Below are 25,435 nucleotides of genomic sequence, written 5' to 3'. Positions count from 1 at the left end.
GATTAACCCGGATTATTTCAGGTTATAAAACGCGTCTTTTCCAGGGTAAACGGCCGCGTCGCCCAATTCTTCCTCAATACGAATCAATTGGTTGTACTTGGCGATACGATCCGTTCTGGACATGGAACCGGTTTTGATTTGCCCCGAACCGGTCGCCACAGCGATATCGGCAATGACCGTATCTTCGGTTTCACCGGAACGGTGAGACACCACGGCCGTGTAACCGGCGTCTTTGGCCATTTGAATCGCTTGGAAAGTTTCCGTTAGCGTACCGATTTGGTTAATCTTGATCAAAATCGAGTTGGCGATGCCTTTTTCGATTCCTTCTTTCAAAATCTTAGGATTGGTCACGAACAAGTCGTCGCCCACGATCTGCAAACGCTGACCGTCTTTTTCCGTTTGATATTTGAAACCGTCCCAGTCGGACTCGTCCAAACCGTCTTCAATCGAAATAATCGGATACTTGCTGACCCAACCGGACAACAAATCAACCATTTCATTGGAAGACAGGGTTTTGTTTTCCGAAGCCAGGTAATATTGGCCGTCTTTGTACAATTCGGAAGAGGCCGCGTCCATCGCGATCATAATGTCTTCACCCGCTTTGTAACCGGCTTTTTCGATCGCTTCCAAAATCACCTGAATCGCTTCTTCGTTGGATTTCAGATCCGGTGCAAAACCACCTTCATCACCGACGGCGGTGTTGTAACCTTTGTCATGCAATACTTTTTTCAACGCATGGAAAATCTCCGCACCGTAACGAATGGCTTCGGACATGGATGGCGCACCAACCGGCATAATCATGAACTCCTGGAAATCCACCGAGTTATCGGCATGCTCCCCACCGTTGATAATGTTCATCATCGGAACCGGCATTTTGTAATCGTCGGTTTTCAAGTAAGCATACAATGGCAAGCCCTTGGATTTTGCCGCCGCTTGCGCCACCGCAATCGAAACCGCCAAAATCGCATTAGCCCCCAAACGGGCCTTATTGTCGGTTCCGTCCAACTCGATCATTGCATTGTCAATCGCCGCTTGGTCGGTTGCGTCTTTGCCTAGCAGGCAGGCTTTGATTTCGGTGTTAATATTATTAACCGCTTTCAAAACGCCTTTACCGCCGAATTTTGACGCATCACCGTCACGCAACTCAATGGCTTCACGAGAACCCGTTGACGCGCCAGACGGAGAAATACCACGACCTTTTGAGCCGTCTTCCAAGATGACATCGGCTTCCACCGTAGGGTTACCACGTGAGTCGATGACTTGACGAGCTTTGATATCTTTAATCAATGACATATGCCTTTTCCTATTTTCTTTTTTTACTCAGTTTCTTCGTTTCATCCGCTCCATTCTAAAGTCAGAATATGGCAAACGGATGACAAATTCGGTTTTATCGGCTCTTAAAGCCGTCCTTATGACAGGTTTTCAATAAAGCCTTTGTCCTTGACCACATCGTCAACCGCTTTCAAGGTTTCCAATAAAGGCTTCAAGTTCCCCAGCGGCCACATATTCGGGCCGTCCGATAAGGCATTAGCAGGATCCGGATGGGTTTCCATAAAGACGCCGGACACGCCAGCCGCCACCGCGGCACGTGCCAAAACCGGAACCATTTCACGCTGTCCACCGGAAGTGGTGCCTTGCCCACCCGGTTGTTGTACGGAATGCGTCGCGTCAAACACCACCGGGCAACCGGTTTGGCGCATGGATGCCAACCCACGCATATCGGAAATCAAAGTGTTGTAACCAAATGAGGTGCCGCGATCACAGACCATGATCTGATCGTTTCCGACTTCACGGGCCTTCAATACCACTTGATCCATATCCCACGGCGCCTGGAACTGTCCTTTTTTGATATTGACCGGCAGGCCTTGGCGACAGACGTTTTGAATAAAATTGGTCTGGCGCACCAAGAAGGCCGGCGTTTGCATCACATCCACCACCGACGCCACTTCATCCAAAGGGGTGTCTTCATGAACATCCGTCAAAACCGACACACCGACTTCGTCTTTCACTTTCTGCAAGATGCGCAATCCTTCTTCAATCCCCAAGCCACGGAAGCTTTTGGTGGACGAACGATTCGCTTTATCATAAGACGATTTGAAAATAAACGGAATGCCCAACGAATCGGTCAACTCTTTCAGTTGCCCCGCCGTATCAATCGCCAATTGTTCAGATTCGATCACACACGGACCGGCAATTAAAAATAAAGGTTGGTCGATACCAACGTTAAAACCGCATAAATTCATTTCAATGCCTTCTTAATTAAGAATTTTCTTTGTATTCGTTCGCCGCTTCCACAAATGCTTTAAACAGCGGATGACCGTTTCGTGGCGTGGAGGTAAATTCCGGGTGGAACTGACAGGCCACAAACCAAGGATGATCTTCGATTTCAATGGTTTCGACCAGGTTTCCGTCTTCGGAACGCCCGGAAATTTTCAAGCCGGCCGCTTCCAATCTGGCGATGTAACCGTCATTCACTTCGTAACGGTGGCGATGACGCTCGCGAATCAATTCCTGGCCGTAAATCTGTTGCATTTTACTGCCTTTCGCCAGCAGACAGCCTTGGCCGCCCAAACGCATGGTACCACCCAAATCAACGGTTTCATCACGTTCAATGACTTTACCGTCTTCATCGGTCCATTCGGTGATCAAAGCCACCACCGGTGTCGGTGTTTTCGGGTCCAGCTCGGTACTGTGTGCATTGGTCAAGCCGGCGACGTGGCGAGCATATTCGACCACCGCCATTTGCATGCCCAGGCAAATCCCCAAATACGGCACTTTGTTTTCACGTGCATAGCGGATGGCTTGGATTTTCCCTTCCACACCGCGTTCGCCGAAACCGCCCGGCACCAGAATCGCATCCATTTCTTCAATCACGCCGGTGCCGGATTTTTCGATGTCTTCTGAGTCAATGTAGTGAATATTCACTTGCGTCAACGTCTGAATGCCACCGTGCACTAACGCTTCAATCAACGACTTGTAGGCTTCGGTTAAATCGACGTATTTTCCGACCATGGCAATGTCCACCGATTTTTTCGGGTTCAATTGCGCGTCAACCACTTTATCCCAGTCGGACAAATCCGCGACCGGAACATTCAAACGGAAGCGGTTGGTGACCAGCTCATCCAAGCCTTGCTCATGCAACATTCTTGGTACTTCATAAATGGTACGCGCATCCAGCGAATTGATAACCGCTTGTTCTTCCACATTGGTGAACAGCGCGATTTTGCGTTTTTCCGATTCTTCCAACGGGCGCTCGGAACGACAGATCAAAATATCCGGTTGAATCCCGATGGAACGTAATTCTTTGACCGAGTGCTGGGTGGGTTTAGTTTTCACTTCACCGGCCACCGCGATGTATGGCAACAAGGTCAGATGCATGAACATGGCGCGTTCACGACCGACTTCCACGCCCAACTGACGGATGGCTTCCAAGAACGGCAAGGATTCGATATCACCCACGGTGCCGCCGACTTCCACCAAGGCGACATCCGCACCGGCGGCGGCCAACTTGATGCGATGTTTGATTTCATCGGTAATGTGCGGAATCACCTGAACGGTGCCACCCAAATAATCACCGCGACGTTCATTGCGAATCACCTTTTCATACACCTGACCGGTGGAGAAGCTGTTTCGCTTGGTGAAGTTACGTTGTACAAAGCGCTCGTAATGCCCCAAATCCAAGTCGGTTTCCGCGCCATCGTCGGTAACGAACACTTCGCCATGTTGGAACGGACTCATGGTGCCTGGATCGACGTTGATATACGGATCCATCTTTAACATACTGACTTTGAGGCCTCTGGCTTCCAGAAGCGACCCGAGGGAGGCAGCGGCAATCCCTTTTCCTAAGGAAGAAACAACACCGCCAGTAACGAATATAAACTTTGTCATGAAATCACTTTAGTTTAGACTTTAATTCAGCAAATTGAGAGCTTTGTTTGGAATAAAGCACCCACCGGAATTGGGTAATCAGAATGGAAGCTAATTATACCGTAACCCCAAGGCTTGAGCAATCTTTGATTGCATCAATCCCGGCCGGAAAAATTCGTATAACCGCCTAGAATCGCCACCGCTTTGCCGTCGATTTCCAAAACCGGCCAACGGTTACGATCCCACGAGGGGACACCACGCGTTTGAAACCACTTTTTTAATTGTGTTTTCGGGCCAAGCGCTTCAGCTTCCAAATCGGTCATGGCTCGCACCACCCAGTCCGAGAACTCCGGTTTCGGCCAGGCCTGGTCGATTTCCAACCGCTTATCGAACGGCTCGGAAAAATACCATTGCGCCGGTTCAAACGCCGACCAAGCGACACGATAATCGACCGGCAACGTTTCCGGCAACGCATACAGGGTTTGTCGGTAAACATAAAAGTCGCATTGCGCCTGTTTCAGCTTGGGGTGCGCCTGCGGGTTAGTATTTTGCAAACTGGTTTCCAGCCAATCGTATACTTTGGCATTAAGCGTTACCTGCGATGCCTGCGTTTTGGCCCAATAACGCAAGGCGTTTTTCACGCGCGACATCCCCAAACTGACGAGGGGCCCTAACGCCAACTGATAGTGATTCGCGGTACAATTTTGCAAATCCATTTCCGCTAAATCATCCAACAACCGCAAACTTTCGGACACTCGCTCCGCACTCTGCGACAACGATTGTTCCGGATTCGGCCAGGCCTGGTGGATTTTCGGCAATAACGCATGACGGATGAAATTGCGCTTCAAGGTCACATCCTGATTGGATGGGTCTTCCACCCAACTCAGTTGGTAATACTCCGCATAGGCTTTTAAAGCCTGGTACGGCACCTGCAATAGCGGTCGACAATGTGAAAGGGTTTTGCGGCCATGAGAAACCGTCTTTTCAAACGGCATGGCCGCCAAACCGGCGACTCCAGCACCGCGCAAAGCGCCTAATAAAAAAGTTTCTGCCTGATCACGTTGATGATGCGCGGTCAACAAAACCGTTTTATCATCCAGCTGTGCATAAAGCGCTTCATAGCGCACTTGCCGAGCCACAGACTCCACGCCTTGGCGCGCAGCATCCGGTACCGCCACCGAAACGGATTGATATGAAATATGCCGAGCGCTACAAAAAGCCCGGGTAAAGGCTTCCCAATCATCCGCTTCGGACTGCAATCCATGATGAACATAAACCGCCCGTAAACGCTCGGCCGGGAAACGTTTCGATAGCGCATCCAGCAAAACCGTGGAGTCAAGCCCGCCACTGAAGGCCACCAGAAAAGAATATTCGGAGGGATAAAGGTCAGCCAGCGCCGAAACCGCCGACTCAACCTTTGAAAAAGACATGCTATTCCTATTCGAAACGGCGATTACGCCACGTCGAAGTTACCGTATTGCATATAGCGCTGGTAACGGTTTTCCAACAAAGCATCCACCGGCTGTTTCGACAAGGTTTCCATTTGACTCAACAGAGCCTGCTTCAGTACGGAGGCTGCCGCTTTCGGGTTACGGTGCGCGCCACCCAATGGCTCATCGATAATGATGTCAATCAAACCTAGCTCTTTCAATCTTGGCGCAGTAATGCCGAGTGCCGACGCGGCATCGGCGGCATTGGCGGCATCTTTCCATAAAATAGACGCACAACCCTCCGGCGAAATCACCGAGTAGGTGCTGTATTGCATCATCATGGTCACATCACCAACACCGATGGCTAAGGCGCCGCCGGAGCCGCCTTCACCGATGACCGTACAAATCACCGGTACCGTCAACTCGGACATTTCAATCAAGTTACGGGCAATGGCTTCGGATTGACCGCGTTCTTCGGCGTTGATGCCCGGATAAGCGCCCGGCGTGTCGATAAAGGTTAAAATCGGCAAATTGAAACGCTCGGCCGTTTTCATCAGACGCAACGCTTTACGGTAACCTTCCGGACGTGGCATACCAAAATTACGGCGGATTTTCTCTTTGGTGTCACGCCCTTTTTCCTGTCCGATGACCATCACCGGCTGGCCGTCGATACGCGCCAGACCACCGACAATCGCCGCATCATCGGCAAACGCACGGTCGCCGTGCATTTCTTTAAAGTCGGTAAAGATTTCTTTCAGGTAATCCAGCATATACGGACGCTGCGGGTGACGCGCCACTTGAGCGACCTGAACATCCGACAAACGACTGAAGATGGATTGCGTCAGGTTTTTACTCTTCTCTTCCAACGCCGACACTTCTTTCAATAAATCCATGTCCTGCCCGTCCAAATGACGCAACTCGTCGATCTTGGCTTCCAATTCCGCAATCGGTTGTTCAAAATCTAAAAAATCCAGTTTCATTGAGGCTTCCTATTTCAATCTCAAGCAAGCACAGGTCCCATTTGGCTTCGGGCCTTTGCGTATTCTGCGTATAAATTCGGTTCATAAAATCTGGTCGACATTTTACCAAATTCCGACTTTTTGTGTTGATTTAAAACCCCGACAAGGGTTGAAAAAACTTCAACGCCATTAATCGGCCAGCTTCCAGGCTTCGGCCTTAACCGCTCGAACGCGTTGGTACACCAACAGTAAATTTTGATGACTGCGACTGCATTCAAAGGCCGCCATTCCCATCGGCAACCCACCAAAGAATTCTTCCCCGTTAATATTTCGCCAAACACGTTCCACCACGGCTTTGCCAAACAACTGTTGCTGAACCGGCAAAGGATAGGCCGCCAAGTCGCCCAGCATCAAGATTTCCAATGCAAACCCAAGCGCTTTGTAAAAAGTAAACATCTCGGCATCATCGACAAAGTACAGACTGGCCTGCAATAAATCGTAGGCGGTTTCATACTCACGATTGGCCAGCGCCAACCACATCTGCAATTCAACGATTTTCAATTTTTTCCAATACGAATCCGCATCCGGCAGTAACCCGATCAAATTGGCCACGCCCTGATGTTCGGAAAAACCGAGTGATTCGATGGCATCAAAAGCGGTTTCAAACCGATCCGCTTCATCGGACTGGGCCAAGGCTTCCAACTCATCCCGCAAAGCGCGTCCGCGGTTTTGATTGTTGTCCAACAACTCATGTAATGGAAACACTTCCGACATGCCCGGCACCACAATACGGCAGGCTGGCACACCAAAGTGCGAATATTCAGCATAATAAACTTCCGCGCCCTGTTGATGGACTTTGGCCACTAAGTCATCGAATTGAGATTGCGTGTCGCCTTCAAAATCCCAGGCAACGAATTCGAAGTCGTATTGATGGGAAATAAAACGTGCGTGAATCAAGCCACTGGAGTCAATAAAGTGGTTTTCAATGTTTTCGTCGTCCGCCACCAACGCTTCGTCAAACACCGGCAATTGGAAGCCGTCGAGCAAATCCAGGCTGCGGCCTTGAAGCGATTCGGTCAAGGTGCGTTCCAGCGCCACTTCAAAGATTGGGTGCGCACCAAAAGAAGCAAAACAACGCCCGGTTTTCTGTTCAAACAAAGTCACGTTCATCACCGGGAAGTGCCCACCCAATGACGCATCGCGAATCGACACCTCAATACCCTGCTCGCGTAGCGCGTCACGAGCCCGAATCACATTCGGATATTGCGTCACCACCGACTCCGGCACTTCCGGCAAACAGAGGTTTTCAGTCAAAATACGACGTTTCACCCAACGTTCGAACACTTCCGACAACCCTTGCACCAACGCCTCTTTCGGCGTATTCCCCGCACTCAACCCGTTGCTTGCATACAGATTACTGAACAGATTCATCGGAAAATAAGCCGTCTCACCGGAACCGGCGGCGACCATCGGCAAGCAACGAATACCATCCGTCGCGTCGTTCAAGCTCAATAAATCCTCGCCTTCCATATCTCCGTCAGCGTCGTAAACGGCCCACAGCGCGTCAGGCAGCAACGATTTAAACGCCTCGCAAGGCACCACTTTTTCGTCCGGGAAGTACAGCCAATCGGGCGTTTCATCCAGGTAAAAATCGGAAAAAAAATAGTTGGTCTCCAGACGTTCGAAAAACTCACCCAAGGCGCTGGCCAAAGTCGCTTTTCGGCTGGCACCCTTGCCGTTAGTGAATAAGGCCGGACACTGCTTATCGCGGATGTGCACGGAATAGACATTCGGCACCGGGTTCAACCAAGAAGCTTCTTCAATGTCGAACCCGGCCGATGCCAACAGCCCCTGCATCCGGCTAATGGAGTCTTCCAGACAGGCATCCTTGCCTTTGATAAACGTTTGTTCAACCATGCATCATTCCTTTGTCAGGTTATTGAATCTGTCATTGCACGGCTCCTTATTTGATGCCGCGGTTCTTTGGCGCGCATTTTAATCGATGTCGCTGAAAAAAGCCCTTTTCTTTTCAGTTATTTAATACCCACCAGGCCTGGCCGAATTCAGCGTAAATCCCCCATAAAAAAAATAAGCGTTTTCTAATATAAATTTCATCTAATATCGAAGCAAAAACATTTATGTGGAATTGAGACGGTTTTCAGTAGAATGAAAAGTGTGTTACGTATTTCATACCCTTTTTAACCACCCATCGTTAATGTTGGAGGCAGTACTTATGAAACAAGCGCGCAATACTCTTTTAGCCGGGATTTTGGTATCCCCTATGTTGGCCTATGCGGATGTGCACCCGGGCAAAACATTACACGACGATGCCAACTGCATGAAGTGCCATGCCGATTTGGGCTACAACCAACCGACCTTGACCAAAATGAAACCGGAAAATTATGTGGATTTACAAAAAGCCGTCGCTTACTGTGACAGCAATTTGAACGTCGGGTGGTTCGATGATGAACGGGAAGAAGTCGTCAATTACCTGAATCAAACCTACTACCACTTCCCGAAATAATGGGAAAAAATCAATAAACGTTTAAACGTCCTGCCCGAGGTAACGAAGTTGTTTCTTCAGCTTTTTCACTGCCTCGGGATCCGCTTTTTTCACGTCGTCTTCCGCCAGTAGATTATCGGCGTCTTTTACCGATTTATCGATGGCATCAACCAGAAAATACGTTTTCATATTCGATTCAATTGCTGGCCAATCACGCTGTTTCGCGCGCCAAAGTTGGTTGAGTTTCGGGTTCTGATCCAACACCTCGATGATGTGGTCCAGTAACTTCGTCAAGTGCGGTACCGACTCGTGTGGCCAATAAGGGCGGCCGTTTTTCGGGTCGAAATAACTGGCTCGGTCCAGCTCCGCCACTTTAAACGCCGGAATAATGCCCGGAATATCGGCATAAGCCGCTTCCGCTTCGGCACTCTGCAAGCGATCGATGGACATCACCGGCACATTGGACTTCCAACGGGAATAGGTAATGTAGACATTGTAGCGATCAATGAAGTTCAGCTTGCCTTTGGCCAGCTTCACCACCTTATCCGCCGGCACAATGTATTCGAGACCTTGACTGGTCAATTGTTTGGTGTTGTCCCAAAGCTCCCAGCCGGACTGTCCGGTTTCATTCCCGGCCGAATCCACGGCAATCGGCACACAGGACAAACCGTAATCATGGCCCTCGACGAAATCCCGCACCGCAATCTGATAATCCCCTTTCGGCGTGATTTTACGGACGATTCCGATAATGTAAGCATCATCTTTGATGTTATTAGACGGAAAGCCCACCAGAACTGTTTCACCGACCTTGAATTTATGCGATAGCATATCGGCGGCCATCGCCCAGGAAGATAACAACAGTGTTAAAGTCACCACTAAGGCGGATAAACGTATTTTCAAAATCGATCTCCAATCATGTTTTCGGGAAGCCCTGACATTCAATCTGCTCACTTCCATCCATCAGCCATTCTATCAAGCTTCAACCCGGTTAACTATACACAGAAATTGTGGATAATTGTGTGAGCAAACCCTCAAGAAATCGAAAAAACCGAATAATCTCTTACGGGTTACCTGCGATGATTAAAAAATAGGCACCCCGATAACAACCACCCACATTACGTGGGTTCAAGCGGTCGGCGTCGGTTTTTTATCGGCCACATCGTTCCGTAAATACACCGGCTGAGGAAGCACTTCTTCGACATCAAAAGCCTGCTCGGGACGCTGTGCGGCAATTGCAGCCACCGCTTCAGCCGACGGCAAAGCCGACTCCCAATGCCCAAAAGCGGCCTGAATCGCTGGAAAAACTTGGTCGATATCGCCCACACCCTGTGAGATGCCGGAATCTTTTATCATGGCCAACGCTTGAACTTCAGACACCAGTTGCGCCGAGTCGGAAGCGAGAACGCCTGACTCGATGCGACAAGACTGCACATAGAGTTCCTGCATGCGTGCATCCAGGCAGGCCCACCACTGAGCTTGCCCCGAAGCCTGATAGCCTTGCCAGGCCAGCGCTTCCAAAGTGGATACAGACACCACCGGTTTTTGCCAAGCAAAGGCCAAACCTTGAATCACACCGGCCGCGATTCGAATACCGGTAAAAGCCCCCGGCCCTTCACCATAGGCCAAGGCGTCGATTTCACCAGGTCTGATACCAGCCTGTTTCAGCACCGAATCCACCATCGGCAACAAACGGTCCGCGTGTTTCTGAGGCGCCAGCTCATATTCCAAATAGACATCTTCGCCGCGCTTCAAGCACGCCGAACACGCTTGTGTCGAGGTTTCCACCGCTAAAATCGTCTGCATCGTCATTCGTCTCGCTTTAATTTTTGTTTGGCTTCATCGGCATTAAACACCCACCGGAAATTGGGGAAACTGTTGGTGATAATGCGACCATAGGATTTTTGTGTCAACCGTGGATCGCATAACATCAACACCCCATAATCCGAGGTGTCGCGAATCAGGCGCCCAATTCCCTGCTTCAAGGCAATGGTGGCTTCCGGAATTTGAAAATGGAAAAATCCGCTGAGCCCTTTCTGTTTCAATGCGTTTTCACGCGCTTGTACCACCGGATCATCCGGCGGGATAAACGGAATCCGATCAATCATCACCAACTTCAGTGCATCACCTTTTACATCCACACCTTCCCAAAAACTGCTCGTTCCCAGTAATAACGCTTTATCACTTTCCTTAAACCGCTGCAATAAAGCTGTCTTGGGGCCGTCTCCTTGAATCAGCAAGGTACCGTCCCAGTGTTCGGACAAAATCACTTTGGCTTCCTGCAAGGCCCGGTGACTGGTAAACAATAAAAACGCGCACCCCTGGCTTTCCTGCAACAAGGGCCAAGCCGCTCGAAGGCACACTTTAATGTAATCCGGTGCTTTAGGATCCGGCAACCCGATCGGGTGATAAATCACCGCTTGCTTATCGTAATCGAATGGGCTGTCCCATTGTCGGGTTTCGGCATCCCCCAACCCCAAACGGTGGGCAAAATAATCGTAACTGTGGTTCACGCTGAGCGTGGCGGACGTAAAAATCCAAGCGCCACCCAAGGCATCCCGCTGCCGACTGAACGGATCAGCAACACTTAACGGCGTCAAGTTCAACTTAAACCGCGCTTGAGAGGATTCGACCCAGCGAATTTGATTTTCCGACGAAGCCGTCAACCAACTGCCAATCTGCTTCTCAAACTCTTGAGTGCGTTTATAAAGCGCCGACAGCAGCTTCCCTTTGTCCGTCAGCGGTTTTAACACCTCAATCAGCTGGGTCAATTGATTTCGAAGCAATTCCAATGTCTTATGCGATGCTTTGGAAGCTTCAAACGCCTCCCAGGTCCAACGTTTTTCCCACTTGCCGAGTGCTTCATTAAACACCCGCACCTTATCCTCAACCGCCGAAGCCTGATCAGCCAGCTCAGACGCCTCTGGCGCCTCTTTCTTATAAGCGGTACGAACATCGCGAACCAATTCGTCCAACTGATAACGACTCACACTGAACCCGAGAAATTGCGCCGCGATATCCGGCAGTTGATGCGCCTCATCAAATACATAAATATCGGCTTCCGGCAGCACTTCACCAAACCCTTGTTCCCGCAAGGCCAAATCAGCACAGAACAAGTGGTGGTTTACAATCAGAATTTGAGCATCCTGAGCTTGCTGCTTGACCCTGGGATAAAAACAGCCATCATCGCCACTGCACTCATTGGCCTGGCAAAACTCCATACGCGCACACACTTTGCTCCAGATTGGGTCGTTTTCATCCAACGCCTGCAATTCCGACTTATCGCCATTTCGCGTTTTCAATTGCCAATCATGAATCAGGTTCAGTTTTTTCCAAACTTCTTTAGTGTTTTGCTCAGCCGTTTCGGCGATTTCCAAACGTTGAGGGCACAAATAGTTTTCACGCCCTTTCAAGACTCTGGCCGTACCGCTGATGCCGCATACGTCCATCAATAACGGAATGTCTTTGGTTAATAGCTGGTCTTGCAGGGTTTTGGTCGCCGTGGAAACGATGACTTTTTGACCGGACAATAAGGCTGGAATCAGATACGAGAAGGTCTTTCCGGTGCCAGTACCCGCCTCGGCCAATAAACTGCCGTCTTGCTCGATGATATCGGCAACGGTTTCCGCCATCTCCACTTGCGCCTGACGCACCTGATAACCGTCCACGGCTTGGGCAATACGTCCGTCGGCACCGAGATATGCATCGATTTGGGATTTTAAAGACATCGAAAACGCGCTTCTTGCTGGAAAAACCCAGGCATTTTAACAAAAAACTGGACAGGGCTTTCGAAAATACGTACAATGCGTTCTTTCAAATTTGAACGATAGGCTTCGGCCTAAAAACATATTGGATATCTAAAATGAAAATTTTATCTTCTTTGAAATCAGCTAAGACACGTCACAAGGACTGTCAAGTTGTAAGACGTCGCGGAAAAGTTTACGTTATCAACAAAACGAATCCTAGATTCAAAGCGCGTCAACGTTAATCTCTTAACCGAGATTTCAAACTAAAAAAGGCACCTGATCAGTGCCTTTTTTATTGTCTGTCGTTTACCAACTTCACAACTTAAGCGACATTTTCTTTCCGATAAAACTTCGCTTCGATTTTCTTAATGGTGTCGACAATCAACTGGGTATCGACTTTACCGACAAAGTGATCCGCACCCATCTCAATCACTTCCCGGCTGTTATTATCACTGGTCATGGAAGTGTGCACGATAATCGGTACATCACGCGTTTTCGGGTTGCCGCGCAATTCTTTAATCACCGTATGGCCGGAAGCCTCCGGCATCTCCAGGTCGGTAAAAATCATGGAAATACCACTCATATCCTCCAATCCTTTCACATAATCCAGTAACAACCGGCCATTATCAAAGCCTCGATGTTTCAAGCCCAGTTGTTCGAACACCATACCCATGTATTTCTGGATGGCTTTGCTGTCTTCAGCAAACAGAATTTCACGCGACATAACCGCATCGCAAAAGTCATATTCGGCCTTGCCGACGTCTTTCGCGGATGAAAAAATCTTTTCCGCCATGGACGGCATGGCTTCAATCAAGAGTTTCTCGATATCCAGAATAAAACACAGTGTTTCCGTGCCTTCCAAATAGGTGTGGTTCACCACCTGATTGGTATTGACGTTGACATTGTAGTTACTGGCCGGTTTGATATCGGCCCAGTCCTTCTCTTCGACACCGTGAATATGAGCGACTCGCATGCCGATGAAATTATGACTAAAGTCCGCAACGATAATAATCGACTTCTCGCGCTCTTCTTCAGTCATTTCGAACCCCATCCATTTCGGCAAGTTAATCACCGGTAAATAGACCCCTCGCAACTCAATCATGCCTTCAATCAACGGATTGGTATCCGGCATTTCCGACAGCTCGAAAGCCCGCCCCTCCAATACTTCTCGCACTTTGAATACATTCATGCCGTAGTAAGGTGGCGCATAATCTTCTCGTGGAAATTGAACCTGAAAAATCATCAGACTCATCTGGTTGTTTTTACTGAGTTGAGCGGTTTTTTCAACCTGTTCCAGCGTCGTTGTCATGGTTCTTTCCAATGTCTTCAGAGTTTTAAATAACGATTTAATCGTTTATTGACACCATTATTGCAATGGTTTTTTTAAACTTTAATCCAATTAAACGGTTTTCTCAAATTAAAATTCATTATGAATCTTTGCCAAAAACCTAATCGACCCTTAATCAAATTATTTCGGCAAGTGCACTATGAAATTACGGACAGGTTTAAAAGAATGGCGATACCCCGGGATCAAACCATGCTCGGCTAATTTTTCCAAATGAAGCTTGGTCGGGTAGCCTTTGTGGCTGTCAAAACCATATTGCGGGTAACGTTCATGCAAGGCCAACATCTGTTCGTCACGATGCACTTTCGCCAAAATCGAAGCGGCGCTGATTTCCGCCACTTTGCCGTCCCCTTTGACAATCGCTTCACATGGATGTGGGATATCCGGGCAACGATTACCATCCACCAAGACTTTTTCGATGGGTAGTTTTAAACCGTCTACTGCACGCTGCATCGCGAGCATGGTCGCATGTAAAATATTCAATTCATCAATTTCTTGTGGCGTCGCGCGTGCAATACAAAAATCTAAGGCTTCCGCTTTAATTTGCTTTGTCAGCCGATTACGCTTGGTGTCCGACAGTGCCTTGGAATCCTTCAGAGGCAAGGCACAGTTTTCAGGCAAAATGACGGCGGCCGCCACCACGTCGCCAACCAATGGTCCACGCCCGACTTCATCAACCCCCACCACATAGCCTTTGCCAGCGGCAACGTCTGATGCGAAAAAATTCAACTCACCTTGCTGAACACTCATGACGGGCGTAACTCGGCCCATTCAAGAATGGCATCCGCCGCCAACTCAGAGGCATTTTGTTTTAATTGATGATATTGTGCATCAAATTCAGTCAACTGGGCATCGCGTAGTGTTTGATCTGAAATCAACTTCGCCAACCCCAACGCAATTTGCTGCGGCGAAGCATCTTCCTGAATAAATTCCGGGACAATGGTTTTTTGCGCCAAAACATTGGGCAAGCCTATCCACTTTGTGGTGGCCAGGCGACGCATAATCCAATGGGTAATCGGGTGCAGCTTAATCGCCAACACCAGCGGACGTTTCATCAAAGCGGCTTCCAAGGTTGCCGTACCGGAAGTGACAATCAATTGATCCGAGGCTTCCATCGCCAATTGCGCCTGCTGATCCAGTAATCGCACCTTCAGCCCCTGACCATACGTCTCCAATGATTGCTGAATGCGCTGTTTCGCTTTGTCATTCACACAAGGAATGACAAATTGCATCGTAGGATACATTTGGTGCAGAATTTTGGCCGCTTGAATGTAGACATCAATCAATAAATTGATTTCACTGCTACGAGAACCGGGAAGCAGCCCGGTAATCAAAGCATTTTCCGGTAATTTTAAGGCTTGACGTGCAGCCTTTCGGTTAGGGGTCTCGGGCACCTGATTCGCCAACGGGTGGCCGACGAATTTGGCTGGAATCCCGTATTTTTCGTAAAACGGCAGTTCGAACGGAAACAAGACCAACACCCCATCCACCCAACGTTTGATTTTCAACAACCGCTTTTCCCGCCAAGCCCAAACGGATGGCCCGACATAATGAATGGCTGGAATCTGAGCGGCCTTCATCGCCGCTTCAACTCGAAAATTGAAATCCGGTGCATCCACGCCAATAAAGACATCCGGTTTCAAATCCAATAAACGCTGAATCAACTCTTTGCGCAATTTGACCAGGCCTGGTAGAACCTTCAGAACTTCAAAAAGCCCCATCACCGACAAACGTTCCATCGGATACCAGCTTTCCATACCCTGTGCCAACATTTTAGGACCGCCAATGCCAACAAAACGCGCGTGGGGAAACCGTTTTTTAAGGGAGATAATCAGTTCTGAGCCCAAGGTATCGCCGGAAGCTTCGCCGGCGACCAGGGCAAAAACAGGCGGGTTGGACATCGCATCCATTACAATTGAGTTATCGGACAATGCCACGATTGGACTGTTTAAGGAAGCTGACAAGCGGTCCCAAGGTATCACGCTCATCGTTCATCGCATCGATTTCATAAATCGCTTCTTCAAGGCGATAACCCGTGCGATAGAGTGCGCGGTAAGCTTTTTTCACTAAGTTGATTTGCTCGCGGTCAAACCCTCGACGCTTCAAGCCTTCGACATTCAAGCCACGCGGACCAGCCAGATTTCCGGACACCGTGACGAAATTCGGGACATCTTGGTTGATGACGCTACCCATGCCACAAAAGGAATGTTCTCCGATGTTACAGAACTGATGCACCAATGTGTAGCCACCCAGAATCGCCCAATCATTCACAATAACATGACCGGCTAAGGCGGACGCATTCGCGAAAATAGCATGGTTTCCGACGACACAATCATGGGCGATATGCACTCCGGCCATGACCCAATTATCGTTGCCAATCGTGGTTTCGCCACGATCTTGAACCGTTCCTCGATTCACTGTCACATTTTCACGGAACGTATTGTTATCGCCAATGACCAAGGTCGTGGGCTCACCCGCATATTTCTTGTCCTGTGGCGCGGCACCGATGGAACAAAACTGATAAAAACGGTTATTTTTTCCGATGGTGGTCGGGCCCGAAATCACAACATGCGGTCCAACAACCGTGCCCTCTCCAATCGTGACCGGCCCCTCAATAATGGAATAAGGGCCAATTTCGACATCCGCCGCGACTTTCGCCTGAGAATCAACAATTGCCGTTGAATGTATCACTCAATATCCTTTGTTCTGAAGCGATTAAACACTGCGTTCCGCGCACATCATGTCACAGGAAGCAATCATTTTCCCGTCGACACTGGTCGTGCACTGAAATTTCCAGATACCTTTCTTATTATTGACCGTTTTGACTTCGAACTCCAAGCGATCACCGGGAACAGCGGGCTTTCTGAAACGGCAGTTATCCACGGCGGCCAAGTAATACATTGAAGAACCATCCGGCTTCACTTCTTGGGTTTTAAACGCTAAAATACCGGTACATTGCGCCATGGCTTCGATAATCATCACACCTGGCATAATCGGGTTATCCGGAAAGTGCCCTGTGAATTGTGGTTCGTTGTAAGTGACATTTTTATAAGCTTTTAGAGACTCACCCGCGTTGAATTCGGTTACGCGATCTACCAGCAAAAAAGGGTAACGATGCGGTAGATATTCAAAAATTTCTTTTATATCGATTAGCATTTTAATTATTTTCCAATTGTGATTTTATTTCTTCTAATTCGCTTTCCAACCGTTTCACTTTTTGAGCCATTTTCGAAAGCCCTTTCATGCGAACCATGGTTCTTTGCCATTCGGCCGTCGGCACCGCCGGAAAGCCGGAATAGCTTCCAGCCTCTTTAATATGCCCAGTCACACCGGATTTGGCGCCGAAATGACTTTGATCGGCGATCGTCACATGCCCTGTCACACCAGCTTGTCCAGCCAAAACACAGTATTGACCAATTTCCGTACTGCCTGCGATACCAGCCTGACTGGCAATGGCCGTCCCATAACCAAGCTTAACGTTGTGCCCAATCTGGACCAGACAATCAATTATACAGTTAGATTCAATCACTGTATCATTTATTGCGCCACGGTTAATCGTACTGTTATTACCGATATAGACGCGATCACCAATCACCACTCGTCCAATTTGAGGAATATGGTGCCATTCTCCCTTTTCATTGGCGAAGCCAAAGCCTTCCCCACCAATCACACAGCCTGATTCCATACGGACATCATCACCGATTACACAATCGTGCATAACGGTCACATTCGGTGCCAAATAAGAACGGTGGCCAATTTGCGCTCCGGATTCAATAACCGTTCCGGCACCAATTGAAACCCCATCACCAATAGAAACATTCGCACCAATAACAGCATTAGGACCAATCGATACGGATTTACCGATGGTTGAACTCGGATCAATGACCGCCTTGCTGTGAATGCCCGGTTCGGGAGTCAAGGGGTTCAGTAATTGCGCGGTTAACGCGTAAACATAATAGGGGTTTGAGACGAGTAAACGGTTGGTTGATGTGATGTCACGATGCTCAGGCTTGAGAATAACGGCTCCAGCTTGGCTGGTTTCCAATTCACCCATACGCTTGGTATCGGATAAAAAGCTGATATGCTCAGGAGAAGCCTCAGACAATCCGGAGACTTGATTTACTTGATGGGATGAGTCACCTAGAAACTCAACGTCAACTCCTTGCTTTTCCAGGTGATCTAAAATCGTTTGCAGCTTCAATCTTGCGCTCTAATAAAATGTTACTTATTAAAATTGGCTCGTTTTTTCTGGTACTCTTTTTCCAAGTACTCCAGAACACTTTGCGTAATATCTAAACGGTTATTGGTGTATGCAATCCCTTCATAGAGAATCAAATCGAACTTTTGCTGTTTTCCAATCTCTTTAATCGCTTGATTAACCAAACTTTGCAAAGACGCCAACTCTTCATTACGACGGATATTGACCAGTTCTTGAATATCATTACGCTTACGCTGAATATCGCGTGTCATCATGCTGATTTCACGTTCAGCCGTAACTTTTTGCGATTCGGACATCACCAACTGGTTTTTTTGGTAATCTTGTTGCTTTTGTTCCAGCTTTTTCGCCAGTTTTTTCAGCTCCGCCTGTTGCGGACCAAATTCCTTTTCCAGGTTTTGCCCTGCTGCCTGCGCTTGAGGAGCTTTTTCCAGCAGCAAAGCGACATTCACCACACCCAATTTTGCCGGTTGTGCCAAGGTCTGACCAGACAAGAAAACGAAGACGCTTCCTACTAAAATCGCGAGCCACTTTCGCATAAAAACTTCCCTTAACGCTAAAAATATTTTAAATATTGTATCCGATTTGATTCGGATTTTTAACCATATTTACACAGAGTGACAATAACCATTTTTCACGGTCAGTGCCTACATCGCAACACCTAAGTTAAACTGGAACACTTGGGTTTTATCCGTATCGGTATAGTTCAGGGCTTTCGCAAAACTGAACGATAACGGTCCAACCGGTGTAATCCATGAAACGCCTAAACCAACCGACGAACGAAATTCCGGTAGCTTCACCTCATTCCAATCGGTAAAGACATTCCCCGCATCCGCAAACAGACTCAAACGCAAATTTCCTGAATCCTCGATAAACGGCATCGGGAAAATCACCTCCGCATTGGAAATGATTCGAATACGCCCTCCCGTCGGGTCAGTTGAGCCATCGGTTGCTTCATCATATCTTGGCCCCAGCGAGTTGGGCTCATAACCCCGTACCGTTCCGATACCGCCTGCATAAAAGTTTTCATAAAACGGAATGCCTTTGGAGCCATTATAGCCATCCCCATAAGCGAGATCGCCTTTCAAACGCAAGGTAAAAATATCCGATAACGGCTGGTAGAACGTTTCATTAAAATAGAGCTTATAAAAAGACACATCCGAGTTGGTCGGAATAACCAGCTCCCCACTGACACTGGTGCTATGACCATCCGTCGGAAAATAAAAAGCGTTTTTGGTATCGTGACTCCAACCCATGGTGTAGCGCACTGAATTAAAGTGCTTACCATATTCCGCAGTATAATTTTTACAGTAAAGGAAGTCATCCACACACTGAAGCGTTTGGTCATCGAATTTTAATCCATAATTCAGACTGCTCCACTCACTGGTCGGATATCCCAAGTTAAAACGAATACCATAGTTGTTAGTGGTATAACTGGACACATCCAATTCGGCCGCATCGATTTCACGGTAATAAAGTCCACCGCCTAAGGAAACGCCATCGACGGTGAAATAAGGGTTGGTCACACCCACATCGGCGGATTTTGTCGATGCGCTGTAGGTTCCATTGATATTCGCACGATAGCCGGAACCGATGACATTACGCTCGGTCACACCCAGGGTGAAACTCACGCCATCCACCTGCGAATACCCCACCCCGGCGTTAAAAGAACCGGTTGATTGTTCTTCGACTTTAACCACTAAATCGACCTGATCCTTGGAAATACGGTCGGTATCGATTTTGGCCGTTTTAAAATACCCCAATCGATTCAAACGCGTATTGGAACGACGCACCGCTTTCAAAGAATAAGGCGCGCTCTCAAACTGACGTAACTCCCGGCGGATAACGTAATCCTTGGTACGCGTATTACCTTCAATTCGGATGCGGCGGACGTACACGCGGCTTTTCGGCTCGATACGGAAATCCAATGACACCAATCGATTATCTTTATCCAGATTAGTAATCGGCTCAATTTCTGCAAAAGCATAGCCTTCTTCACTCAAGCGATCGCGAATGGCATTGACCGTGGCCACGATTTTACTGCGCGAGAAATACTCACCTTCTCGGATTCTCAATAGACCACGCAATTCATCCTGAGTGATAATGGTTTCACCGGTGAACTTAATCGTGGAAATCGTATACTGCGGCCCTTCTTTCATATTAATGGTCAAGAATACCTGAGTCTTATCCAACGACAAACTTACTTGAGAAGAGATCACCTTGAACTCGGCAAACCCACGGTCCATATAATAAGAACGCAAGGTTTCGATATCCGATTGCAACTTCGGCTTGGCGTATTTGTCCGAATCGCCGATCATGGCCGACTCCGACAGGAGCATGGCGCTTTTCAGCCGATCATCTTCATAGGTTTGGTTCCCCACCAGCGTAATACGTCCGATACTGGCCGGCTTACCCTCTTCGACCTTAATCAATAAACCAACTCGATTACGCGGCAGTTCGGTCACTTCAATATCCACTTCCGCGGCATAATACCCCTGGTTTTGATAACGACGACGCAAATCAAGGATGATACGGTCCATCTGAGTATCATTGAAAATGCGCCCTTTTTTGACCCCCAGGGAATCCAAAGCCATATTCATGTCTTCGGTTTTGATCAGCTCGTTTCCTTCAATGGTGATATCCGCAATCGACGGACGCTCCAGCACACGAATCACCAGTACACCATCGCCTTGTTCAAAAAAGGCCACATCACGGAAGAAACCGGTTTTGTACAGTTTTTCGATCCCTTCCTGCACTTTGGATGGTGTCAATTCATCTCCGATATCCACCGGCAGGTAACTGCGAATGGTTTCAAAGCTGATGCGCTTATTACCTTCAACCTCAATTTTTTGAATCTTAAAATCGGCGGCCTGTGCGGTGCTCAGCACGGTAAAGACAACAACCAGTACCAAAAGAATCCGCTGAGAAAACTGTTTAACCATTCGAAATTCGTACCACATCATTAAATAAAGCAAAAAACGTCAGTCCTAAAATCAACATCAGGCCAACTTTTTGTGCACCGGCTTCAATCGATTCCTTAACCGGCGCCCCTTTAATCATTTCAATTACATAAAAGAACAAGTGCCCACCATCCAGAACCGGAATCGGCAGCAAGTTCAAAATGCCCAAACTCAAACTGAGCAGCCCCAGCAAACTTAAAAAAGCCACCCAACCGGACTGCATGGCTTTACCGGAAAATTCGGCAATGCTCACGGGGCCGGACAGGTTCGTGACCGATACACTACCGACCAACATACCTTTAATCATGTCCAACGTCATTTCCACTAAATCAACGGTATGACGCCAACCTTTTTCCAAAGACGCCAAGGGACCGTAAGACACCGTCACACGATAAGCACTCAGAGCTTCAGCATCCATTTTTACGGCTGCGCCCAGCGTTCCGATTGGACCATTAGCCGCCTCTCTTTGCGCCAATACCCCCCGAGCAAATTCAGCCCGGCCATTCCGGTCGACCAGCAATTCTACTTCTTTACCCGGATGTTTGCGCACATATTCCACTAATTGCGACCAAGTTTCAATCGGCTGACCATCAATTCGGCGAACCCAATCACCACTCTGCAAGCCCATTTTCTCGGCAGGAGAACCCTCCACCACGCGACTGATGACCGGGCGTATTTCCGGGTATTTCGGCGCAAAACCCAGCGCCGAGAGCCAATCCTGTTTCGGCTGATTGATATCCAGTTCAGCCATCGTCAAAACCACCGTCTTGGATTCCGCACCATCCATGGATTGCAGACCGACAACAATATCCGGTTTACCTTTAACCAGTGCCTGTAACACCTGTTGATACACCGCACGCCAATCCAGCACTTCTTGGTCATCAACCGACAAAACCTGCCAGGCCTGGTCGTTTTGCGGCAAGCTTTTCGCCAACGGCGTTTGAGGCGGCACCGTTTCAAACACCGGTTTCAAACCGGTAATACCGGAAAAATAAATCAATGAAAACACCAACCAGGCAAACACCAGATTTACCAACGGGCCGGCAGCCACCACTGCAAAGCGGCGATAAACGCTTTGGCGATTAAAGGCTCTCGGTAAGTCCTCTTCCGCCACAGGACCTTCTCGTTCGTCCACAAATCGAACGTAACCACCCAGTGGCAACACGCTCAATTGAAACTGGGTTTCGCCCATTTGACGACGGTAAAAAACCTTACCGAACCCCAGCGAAAAATGGGTCACTTTGATATTGAAGGCCCGTGCGACAATATAGTGGCCCCACTCATGGATCGCGACCAGCAACCCCATCGCCACGATAAACCCCGCAATTGACCACAGTATCGTCATGCCAAAATCCACTGCCAAACGAAAAAGAACATCGGAACCGCCACCAACAAACTGTCAACCCGATCCAGTAAACCGCCATGACCAGGCAGTAGTTGACTGCTGTCTTTTAAATCAGCCTGCCGTTTCAGCAGACTTTCAAATAAATCACCGAAAATCGAAAACAACGCCAACCCTGAAAAAATCAACGCCACGCTACCATAAGACAACTGCAATACCGGTTGTAGCCAATTCAAACCGATCACAGCAATGACAAAGGCAAGCAAGGCTCCTCCGTACACGCCTTCCCAGGTTTTGCCAGGACTGACATGCACCGCCAGCTTGCGTCGTCCAAAGCGCCGGCCGGCAAAATAGGCCCCGGTATCAATGGCCCAGACCACAAATAGGCTCAATAACAAAATCGCAGGCGACAGCACCGATAAAAACTCGATTAAGATACTGGCAAAGTTGGCCAGCACCAGCACACCCAATACCAAAATCGCCGCTTTCGATTTAACCAGATATTGCCCGGCGCTCCATTGATGAATCATGACCATGGTCGCCATCACCGCCATAATCACCAGCGTCAGCCATAACCACAGCAACGGACTGTTGATGCTAAACACCAACCCTGCGGCTGACGCCACCAATACGCCATAGACGACTCGCGTCGCCTGAGATTGAATGCGAGCTAAACCGGCCCATTCCCAACCACATAAAAAAGTCGCCAATAAGACAAAAAACGCCCAGGCCTGGTCGTTTCCGTAAAATAACAGGCCGCCCACCAGAAAGAACAGTAAACTGGCTGTAATCACGCGTTGCATCAACATGAAGAGGCCACCTGCTCGCTGGTTTTACCGAAACGGCGTTCACGGTTTTGAAAAGATGCGACCGCTTGATCGATGGAAGCTTCATTGAAGTCCGGCCAAAGCTCATCGGAAAAATACAGCTCGGCATATGCCATTTGCCAAATCAGGAAATTACTGACGCGCTGCTCACCGCCAGTTCGAATCAATAAATCCGGAACCGCCTGATCAGCGAGACACACATATTGCGACAGCTCGGCCTCGGTTAAATCGGCCGCCGACTGGTCAGGGTGCGCAGTCTGCCAAGCCTTTACAGCCTGAACAATATCCCAACGCCCGCCGTAATTGGCGGCGATATTCAGCGTCAGCGCCGTATTTTTAGCTGTCAATGTCTCCGCTTTTTCGATATGCGCTTGAATTTCCTCACTGAACGCTGAACGGTCGCCAATAACCCGTAACCGAACATTGTTATCGTTTAACTTCGACACTTCTTTCTGCAACGCCATCAGGAACAAGCCCATCAACTTATTCACTTCTTCTTCCGGGCGTTTCCAGTTTTCGGTACTGAAAGCAAACAGTGTCAACGACTCCACGCCAATTTCACCGCAACGCTTCACCACCCGCTTAACGGCATTGACGCCTTTTTGATGACCAACAAAACGCGGCAGAAAACGCTGCTTCGCCCAGCGTCCATTTCCATCCATGATAATGGCGATGTGTTTCGGGATATTGGGATTCGTTTGGCGTTGACTCAAAAGCATTCCTAGCGGATTGGTTGTTTAAACAAAAACGGCCTCTCAAGGCAAATGCCAAGACAGGCCGCTGTTGACAATTAACGAGTAATTATGCCGCAAATGCGAAAGAATTTCAGCTTAAATTTCCATCAAGCTGGCTTCTTTTTCCGCCAGCATTGCATCGATTTCCGTCACATGCGCGTCCGTTGCTTTTTGGATTTGATCTTCCGCTTGACGCAACTCGTCGTCGGTGATTTCTTTATCCTTGTTCAAGGATTTGAAATCGGCATTGGCATCACGACGAATGTTACGCACTGCCACCTTAGCCTGCTCGGCTTCGGCACGCGCCATCTTAATGAATTCTTTCCGTCTCTCTTCGGTCAATGGCGGCATCGGAATACGCATCATATTACCGTTCGTCACCGGGTTAATCCCCAGGTCAGATGTCATGATCGCTTTTTCAACCACGGCCACCATCGCTTGCTCCCAAGGCTGAACCGTCAGGGTACGTGCATCTTCAACATTCACGTTCGCGACTTGACTGACAGGCACTTCCGAACCGTAATAATCAACCTTAATCGAATCCAAAATGCTCGGATGAGCACGCCCGGTGCGAATCTTGGCAAAATTGCTCTCCAGATTCTCAACCGACTTTTTCATCCTTTCATTTGCATCATCAAAAATTTCATCCAACATCTTTTATTTTCTCCTTTGAACTCAAATCTGAAGTCAGTGCACCAAAGTGCCTTCATCTTCACCTTTGACAATTCGAATCACCGCATCTTTTTTGAACATATCAAACACCCGGATCGGCATTTTATGGTCACGACACAACACAAATGCCGTCATATCCATGACTTGCAGGTTTTTTTGAATCACATCATCGTAACTCAATTCGGCCAAACGCTCAGCCGTGGGGTCTTTTGCCGGATCCGCCGTATAAATCCCGTCCACTTTCGTGGCTTTCAAAACGATGTCGGCATCAATCTCAATGCCGCGTAGCGCGGCCGCCGTATCGGTCGTAAAGAAAGGACTCCCGGTCCCCGCCGCAAAAATGGCCACCTGCCCCTCGGCCAGGCCTTTTTTCACATGGTTTGCATTAAAGCCATGCGAGACCCCTTCAATGCCCATTGCGGAATAAATCACCGCCGGCATCGCCATGTCTTCAATCACGTCACGCAATGCCAAAGCATTAATGACGGTTGCCATCATGCCCATTTGGTCGCCTGTGGTCCGTTGAATACCGGAACCCATAATCTGAGCACCACGGAAAATATTACCGCCACCGACCACCAGACCGACTTCCACTCCCAGCTCACGCAAGGCTTTGACTTCCGAAACCACTTGACGCAATGTCTGTGCATCCAGACCAAATTGGCCGTCGCCCATCAGAGCTTCACCGCTGAATTTCAGCAACACTCGTTCATATTTCAATGACATGACTCACCTTAAATCTTCTTGAATTTTTGCTTGCGAATCGTTTTGAAACGCATTTTGGAATGGAAGGCATTATAAAATGACTTTCAAAACAAATCGCGAAAAAAAGTTAAA

General features: G+C 48.5%; 24 protein-coding genes. 2 read left to right on the top strand and 22 right to left on the bottom strand.

Translation table 11 applies throughout. The annotated features are described in order from the left end of the window. Positions 1-12 precede the first annotated feature (12 nt). From eno to ycaO, 6 genes are all read right to left on the bottom strand, one after another. On the bottom strand, positions 13-1,293 hold the full coding sequence (eno, locus tag AYJ59_RS06965; protein WP_127119688.1) for a phosphopyruvate hydratase: 1,281 nt from the start codon (positions 1,291-1,293) through the stop codon (positions 13-15). A 116-nt stretch (positions 1,294-1,409) separates the two neighbouring features. Beyond that, positions 1,410-2,243: a 3-deoxy-8-phosphooctulonate synthase gene (kdsA, locus tag AYJ59_RS06960; protein WP_127119687.1), complete on the bottom strand. Its 834-nt coding sequence runs from the start codon at positions 2,241-2,243 to the stop codon at positions 1,410-1,412. 16 nt (positions 2,244-2,259) lie between these two features. Beyond that, positions 2,260-3,888, bottom strand: a complete 1,629-nt coding sequence (locus AYJ59_RS06955; RefSeq protein ID WP_029938171.1) for a CTP synthase — start codon at positions 3,886-3,888, stop codon at positions 2,260-2,262. A gap of 134 nt (positions 3,889-4,022) precedes the next feature. Further along, positions 4,023-5,297: a tRNA lysidine(34) synthetase TilS gene (tilS, locus tag AYJ59_RS06950; protein ID WP_127119686.1), complete on the bottom strand. Its 1,275-nt coding sequence runs from the start codon at positions 5,295-5,297 to the stop codon at positions 4,023-4,025. A gap of 23 nt (positions 5,298-5,320) precedes the next feature. After that, complete coding sequence (gene accA, locus AYJ59_RS06945; RefSeq protein ID WP_127119685.1) at positions 5,321-6,277, bottom strand: acetyl-CoA carboxylase carboxyl transferase subunit alpha; 957 nt, start codon at positions 6,275-6,277, stop codon at positions 5,321-5,323. Positions 6,278-6,445: 168 nt separating this feature from the next. Then, positions 6,446-8,173 carry a 30S ribosomal protein S12 methylthiotransferase accessory factor YcaO gene (gene ycaO / locus AYJ59_RS06940; protein WP_127119684.1) on the bottom strand — a complete coding sequence of 576 codons (1,728 nt, stop codon included), beginning with the start codon at positions 8,171-8,173 and terminating at the stop codon, positions 6,446-6,448. Between the two features lie 316 nt (positions 8,174-8,489). On the opposite strand from ycaO, the gene AYJ59_RS06935 reads away from it, so the two are divergent. Beyond that, positions 8,490-8,780, top strand: a complete 291-nt coding sequence (locus AYJ59_RS06935; protein WP_237260281.1) for a hypothetical protein — start codon at positions 8,490-8,492, stop codon at positions 8,778-8,780. A 21-nt stretch (positions 8,781-8,801) separates the two neighbouring features. Here AYJ59_RS06935 and AYJ59_RS06930 read toward each other — a convergent pair whose 3' ends face one another. The 3 genes from AYJ59_RS06930 to AYJ59_RS06920 form a co-directional block, all read right to left on the bottom strand. Then, positions 8,802-9,659 (bottom strand): hypothetical protein, encoded by an 858-nt coding sequence (locus AYJ59_RS06930; RefSeq protein ID WP_127119682.1) that lies wholly within the window; start codon positions 9,657-9,659, stop codon positions 8,802-8,804. A 225-nt stretch (positions 9,660-9,884) separates the two neighbouring features. After that, entirely contained in the window at positions 9,885-10,568 is a 684-nt protein-coding gene (gene tsaB / locus AYJ59_RS06925; RefSeq protein ID WP_127119681.1) for a tRNA (adenosine(37)-N6)-threonylcarbamoyltransferase complex dimerization subunit type 1 TsaB, read from the bottom strand. Next, a complete protein-coding gene (locus tag AYJ59_RS06920; RefSeq protein WP_127119680.1) occupies positions 10,565-12,484 on the bottom strand; it encodes an ATP-dependent DNA helicase in 1,920 nt (639 codons plus the stop codon). The genes tsaB and AYJ59_RS06920 overlap by 4 nt, the downstream gene beginning before the upstream one ends. A 134-nt stretch (positions 12,485-12,618) precedes the next feature. Here AYJ59_RS06920 and ykgO point away from each other — a divergent pair, with 134 nt between their 5' ends. Beyond that, complete coding sequence (ykgO, locus tag AYJ59_RS06915; protein ID WP_011370693.1) at positions 12,619-12,744, top strand: type B 50S ribosomal protein L36; 126 nt, start codon at positions 12,619-12,621, stop codon at positions 12,742-12,744. 80 nt (positions 12,745-12,824) lie between these two features. On the opposite strand, the gene AYJ59_RS06910 is transcribed toward ykgO, so the two are convergent. From AYJ59_RS06910 to pyrH, 13 genes are all read right to left on the bottom strand, one after another. Continuing rightward, a complete protein-coding gene (locus AYJ59_RS06910) occupies positions 12,825-13,811 on the bottom strand; it encodes a chemotaxis protein (protein WP_127119679.1) in 987 nt (328 codons plus the stop codon). A 159-nt stretch (positions 13,812-13,970) separates the two neighbouring features. Next, complete coding sequence (gene rnhB / locus AYJ59_RS06905) at positions 13,971-14,597, bottom strand: ribonuclease HII (RefSeq protein ID WP_127119678.1); 627 nt, start codon at positions 14,595-14,597, stop codon at positions 13,971-13,973. Continuing rightward, entirely contained in the window at positions 14,594-15,784 is a 1,191-nt protein-coding gene (gene lpxB, locus AYJ59_RS06900) for a lipid-A-disaccharide synthase (protein ID WP_237260280.1), read from the bottom strand. Before lpxB ends, rnhB begins: the two co-directional genes overlap by 4 nt. Continuing rightward, on the bottom strand, positions 15,768-16,538 hold the full coding sequence (gene lpxA, locus AYJ59_RS06895; protein ID WP_029938182.1) for an acyl-ACP--UDP-N-acetylglucosamine O-acyltransferase: 771 nt from the start codon (positions 16,536-16,538) through the stop codon (positions 15,768-15,770). Before lpxA ends, lpxB begins: the two co-directional genes overlap by 17 nt. Positions 16,539-16,562: 24 nt before the next feature. Continuing rightward, positions 16,563-17,003 carry a 3-hydroxyacyl-ACP dehydratase FabZ gene (gene fabZ, locus AYJ59_RS06890; RefSeq protein ID WP_029938183.1) on the bottom strand — a complete coding sequence of 147 codons (441 nt, stop codon included), beginning with the start codon at positions 17,001-17,003 and terminating at the stop codon, positions 16,563-16,565. A 1-nt stretch (position 17,004) separates the two neighbouring features. Beyond that, positions 17,005-18,048, bottom strand: a complete 1,044-nt coding sequence (gene lpxD, locus AYJ59_RS06885) for a UDP-3-O-(3-hydroxymyristoyl)glucosamine N-acyltransferase (protein ID WP_127119677.1) — start codon at positions 18,046-18,048, stop codon at positions 17,005-17,007. 20 nt (positions 18,049-18,068) lie between these two features. Then, positions 18,069-18,602, bottom strand: a complete 534-nt coding sequence (locus tag AYJ59_RS06880; protein ID WP_029938185.1) for an OmpH family outer membrane protein — start codon at positions 18,600-18,602, stop codon at positions 18,069-18,071. 108 nt (positions 18,603-18,710) lie between these two features. Continuing rightward, on the bottom strand, positions 18,711-21,005 hold the full coding sequence (gene bamA, locus AYJ59_RS06875) for an outer membrane protein assembly factor BamA (RefSeq protein ID WP_127119676.1): 2,295 nt from the start codon (positions 21,003-21,005) through the stop codon (positions 18,711-18,713). Continuing rightward, positions 20,998-22,368 (bottom strand): RIP metalloprotease RseP, encoded by a 1,371-nt coding sequence (gene rseP, locus AYJ59_RS06870; RefSeq protein ID WP_127119675.1) that lies wholly within the window; start codon positions 22,366-22,368, stop codon positions 20,998-21,000. Before rseP ends, bamA begins: the two co-directional genes overlap by 8 nt. Continuing rightward, positions 22,365-23,174 carry a phosphatidate cytidylyltransferase gene (locus tag AYJ59_RS06865; RefSeq protein ID WP_127119674.1) on the bottom strand — a complete coding sequence of 270 codons (810 nt, stop codon included), beginning with the start codon at positions 23,172-23,174 and terminating at the stop codon, positions 22,365-22,367. Before AYJ59_RS06865 ends, rseP begins: the two co-directional genes overlap by 4 nt. Next, positions 23,168-23,911: an isoprenyl transferase gene (locus AYJ59_RS06860; protein ID WP_127119673.1), complete on the bottom strand. Its 744-nt coding sequence runs from the start codon at positions 23,909-23,911 to the stop codon at positions 23,168-23,170. The genes AYJ59_RS06865 and AYJ59_RS06860 overlap by 7 nt, the downstream gene beginning before the upstream one ends. Positions 23,912-24,022: 111 nt before the next feature. Further along, entirely contained in the window at positions 24,023-24,580 is a 558-nt protein-coding gene (gene frr / locus AYJ59_RS06855; RefSeq protein ID WP_029938190.1) for a ribosome recycling factor, read from the bottom strand. Positions 24,581-24,613: 33 nt separating this feature from the next. Continuing rightward, the gene (gene pyrH, locus AYJ59_RS06850) at positions 24,614-25,324 is read right to left on the bottom strand and encodes a UMP kinase (RefSeq protein ID WP_029938191.1); all 711 of its coding nucleotides are present in this window, start codon (positions 25,322-25,324) and stop codon (positions 24,614-24,616) included. Positions 25,325-25,435: the final 111 nt, after the last annotated feature.

This window comes from Thiomicrospira sp. S5 (assembly GCF_003991075.1).
Lineage (GTDB): Bacteria > Pseudomonadota > Gammaproteobacteria > Thiomicrospirales > Thiomicrospiraceae > Hydrogenovibrio > Hydrogenovibrio thermophilus.
This window is presented reverse-complemented; position numbering and strand designations above follow the sequence as displayed.